The following is a 4,256-nucleotide window of genomic DNA, read 5'->3' as shown; positions in this document are numbered from 1 at the left end:
GGCTTTTCCCTCTATCTCTCTCTTTGGGACTGGCCATTCCTCGGCCAGCAACGACGCTTCATCGGCTTGGACAACTGGACAAGACTGTTGGGTGACCGAGAGTTTTGGGCTGCGCTGAAAGTCACGGCGCTCTATACGTTGGGGAGTGTGCTTCCCAACACTGTCTTATCCCTGATGTTGGCCCTGGCACTCAATCGTCGTCTGCGGGCCAACCTACTCTATCGCTTGGCATTTTTCTTACCGGTGGTCCTCTCAACCATTGTAGCAGCCCTTTTCTGGGAGTGGGCTTTGCAACCCCAACTGGGGCCGGTCAATCGAATATTGCGGGCGCTCGGTCTGCCCGACCCCGGTTGGCTAGCTGACCCCGCTTGGGCGTTGCCAGCGCTGGTTTTGATTCACGTCTGGCGTTTCACCGGTTATTATGCCCTGATCTTGCTGGCTGGCCTGCAAACTATTCCCGGCGTTTATTACGACGCTGCGGCCATCGCCGGTGCGGGAGGCTGGGCGCGCTTTCGCCACGTCACCTGGCCCTTGTTGCGCCCGACGACGGCACTGGTGTTGATTACTGGCGTGATTTATGCTAGCCAAGCTTTTGGCCCGGTCTATGTGCTCACCGGGGGCGGCCCAGCCCGCAGCACGACGACATTGGTCTTTTATCTCTACGACCGCGCTATCGGTCTGCGTGAGTTGGGCTATGGAGCGACCCTCGGCTGTCAATCAAAGTTGCTGGCCGATCGCGCTACCTTTTTGGCATCATCTCGACGCATCGAAATACCCAGATCCAGCCAATGGATGACATTGTAATAGCGATACCTGTCGCCGCCGACGTATTCACGAAGAATCGACTTGATCCGCTTCGCAGGGAGCGCCCGTACAGCCAGGACAACGGCGGCTTTACGAACCCCCGCCGACTTGTGGTTGAAGAGGGCGAGCAAGGCATCCTGTGATATTTTTGCAAACCGTGATTCCGCGCATAGTTCAATTGCCTTCTTCAAAATAACCGTTGGCATCTCAAGAGTAAGAAGATCTGAGGTGGAGCCTTTCTTGCCGATTGAAGTTATGGCCCTCGCGACTTCGACTTGAAACTCCTCATCATCCGATATCGTTAGAAGTGTCGCACCGGTCCTTGGACCCTTGGCGTTCGCAAGCATAAGTATATCAGCCCACTCACCGTGCCTTCCAAGATACTCAGCATCATGCTTCGACGCCTCTGCGTAGCCATCTCTAAGGTTGGCCCTTATCCTCTGCAAATCCTCAGGCTTTTGAGCCGCACACAGCACATTCAACCCCTGCCTAGTGAGCTTTTTGCGTAAATAATCCTCGAAGTCTCTCGTGTTCTTGACGAGATTCTGACTGGCAACGTCATCACCAAATGCAGCCTCCATCCGTCGAATCCGCTCTGCGAAATACGCACTGAACCTATCGTCTACGTCGCGACGAAGTTCATCCGCGCGATTCCTGAAATACCTTTCTACGAGTGCGAAGTACGCAGCGTCATCGTACATCAGGCTCGCCGCAACTTTCTTCTCAAGCTTCGCCTCAGAGAGTCTCTTCAACTCATCCAACTGATACTGTTTAAAAAGTTCCTTTCCAGCCTCGTCTGAGCCCGCCGTACTGCCCAAACCCAGGAGACCAGACCTAGACTGCTTTTGTGGCAGGACAAGAATCTTCTTGATCTCCTCTTCAATAAGCGGCTTCCCAAGTTTCAATAACACCTTGACAGCCTCATCACGTACTAGAGCATTGCTATCTCCAGTTAGACGTTCAGCCATACCGATATCCAATGCACCACGATCATGCAGCGACTTCATTGCGCACAGTCGGACCTGCGAGTTGCGATGTTCAAGGCCAAGAAGCAACACGGAGGTTTCCAAGCCATCGAACCCCGATAGCACAGACGCTAGTAGAGGAGCGTTGAGCGTCTCAAACTGTGACTCCAGGGCCAGCTCTTGGGCCTCCTTCGCCTGACCAGTTCGGAACAGAATTCCGATCATGCACTCAAGTGCGCTGCGAGATGTCCCGGAGTCGCTCCGATCATATTCCTTCTTCGTTATCTCCAGATCCCCCGCAGTACCGCATTTGGTGAGATATCCGAGAGCTGCCGTCCGCACTCTGGTCGATGACTCATCTGAGAACCAGGCGTCGATGAGCCTGTCTCGTTTGATCACGTCATCAGCCGTAGGGATATCGAGAGCCAGTGCGGTCAACACCGAAATCGCCCCAACCTTCTCGTTATCGTCATTTCCGAAGAGCGAGGAGACAATAGCAGGATCGAATTGTGAATCCGCTAGAGCCGAATACCAACACCACAGGGGTACATTCTCGTTAGCAAGATGGCTAAAACCCAAGCGAGCTAGATACCGTTTTTCTCTCATACCTAGCTCCATTCCTTCTATGTGTGCCGCGAAGAGGACGTTGATGTCATGGACACCTAGATTCATCTCATCGTTGCCCGGCTTTGATATTAAGTTCGCTAACAATCTAAACCGTGCAACATCACTCGCTTCGAGCGTATCCAGAGAATCCGGCTGCTTTATCCTTTCGACAAGACCCTCAAGAAATCCAAAGCCTTCAGCAGACAGCGGAGACAATTCGTGCCCTCTATCGTCCTCCCCTGCCTTGCCAGAACCCGATCGCGTACTTTTCGTCCACAGCTCGTCGGGCTCGGATAATTCAGTCTCGGCCCTGACGCGATTTACATAGGCGGTGATGCATCTCCTAGCTAGCGTTTCCATATCCCTCACCGTCGAGAAGTTCTGAAACAGAATCTTCTTGCCAGCAATGATCCTTTTTTGAAACTCCAGAACTTTCTTCAGGTCATCACCCGGATCCACCATGAACTCGTCTGGGATTTGCTTGACGAAGAGTGAGATTTCGGGACTTCCGGTCTTCTCGCATCTTGCCATCGACCGTTCGAATTCCTCTTCGAACCCAGAGGAGAATTCTCCATCGTTGTCAGGCGGAGTACCCCACCTCTTCCAGATCATTCCAAGAAATAAATCGCACCGATCAAGATCTTGGTTTATGAGATGCTGCGGCCGGCCGAATCCCGCAACGGTTTCTTCCCACCCAATCAGTTCGACTTGATAACCAAGCTCGTTCGCCCATGACTCGTTAAATTCGTCAACCACTTCTCGAATGGCTTGTCGCTCTTCCTGAAGATCACCCGGGGAGGCCAGAAATGCGCGGATGATCTTTCGGGTACTAGGCATATCTAATTACCGAGACACGAGACTTTAAGGAAAGCCACCTACCGACACGATGGGGACTGCCCTCGACCTTGGACAAAGATGTTTTACAACTCAATAGGCTTCCTGAAAGTGTCAGCTTCAATCATCGCCCCCCTTTTATATTGAAAATAAAATATTACCCCATCCCGTCACCAAATTTCACTACTTTTCTGGACCTCATGGTCAGGCATTCTCATCGTTGATTTACAAAAAGATTTCCGGCTCTTTTCTGTCCCGGCATTTTTGCTGCAGCTTCTGAATTGCCGCTTGAAAATTTGGTTCATTCATGTGTCTTGCCTCTTCCGGGCAGCTTTTGACACACGCAAAGCATATAAGACATTGCCACCGGTCCGTCTGGGTTACATCATCGGGAGAAATTGCTCCGGTCGGACATACCTCGGCACACTGCCCGCTCTGTGTGCATTTTGAAGAATCTGTTTCCGGAGTCAGGGCCACTACCGATCGGGCTTTTTTAATCATATTCAAATTTACAGGTTCGACGTATGGATCCTGACCTGGAATCGCTAAAGAAGATACGCCCTCGAACGACTTCACGCTTTGTAGTTTCTCACGGACTGCGGCACCAAATTCCTGTGCCTTCCGTATATCACTATCATCAGGACGGCCCGGTGCAATCGGCTGAGCGCTTGAAGAATATGAATGCTCGGCAACGAAAGCACCACCGGCCACCGGAATTAATTTATCTGCCACCGCAATATCATGTAATTCTTTCAGGGCATCATCGAACGCTCTGTTTCCATAGACCACAACAAGTACGACAGGAGTCTGCTCCCCTTTTATTGATGTCAAGTATGATGTGATTTCCTCCGGTACACGACCGTAATATACCGGGGTTGCGAGGACAACAACGTCGTCTTTAATGGTCAGTGCCTGACCTTCACGGTGCGACCGTTTCGTTATGTCCACCAACTCAACAAATCCGGCATTAATGCCCTGAGCAATACCTTGTGCAATTGTTTTTGTTGTTCCTGTAGGAGAAAAATATAGACAGGATACCGATCGGAT

General features: G+C 51.5%; 3 protein-coding genes. 1 reads left to right on the top strand and 2 read right to left on the bottom strand.

Annotation, left to right across the window (positions count from 1 at the left end; translation table 11 throughout):
* On the top strand, positions 1 to 804 hold an 804-nt coding region (locus ACWVCN_RS09400; protein ID WP_455245330.1), incomplete at its 5' end, for a carbohydrate ABC transporter permease.
* On the opposite strand, the gene ACWVCN_RS09395 is transcribed toward ACWVCN_RS09400, so the two are convergent.
* Positions 714 to 3,212 carry a DUF4062 domain-containing protein gene (locus ACWVCN_RS09395; protein WP_455245328.1) on the bottom strand — a complete coding sequence of 833 codons (2,499 nt, stop codon included), beginning with the start codon at positions 3,210 to 3,212 and terminating at the stop codon, positions 714 to 716. The genes ACWVCN_RS09400 and ACWVCN_RS09395 overlap by 91 nt on opposite strands.
* Before the next feature lie 222 nt (positions 3,213 to 3,434).
* Positions 3,435 to 4,256, bottom strand: an 822-nt coding sequence (locus ACWVCN_RS09390) for an EFR1 family ferrodoxin (protein ID WP_455245326.1), incomplete at its 5' end; no start/stop codon positions are given.

It is taken from the genome of Petrachloros mirabilis (assembly GCF_975968855.1).
Note: the sequence above shows the minus strand (reverse complement) of the source record. Positions and strands in the feature narration are given on the sequence as shown.

Bases quoted from the DNA above. Each gene is read 5' to 3' on its own strand.
- ACWVCN_RS09395 (WP_455245328.1), bottom strand. From the start codon at position 3,212: ATGCCTAGTACCCGAAAGATCATCCGCGCATTTCTGGCCTCCCCGGGT.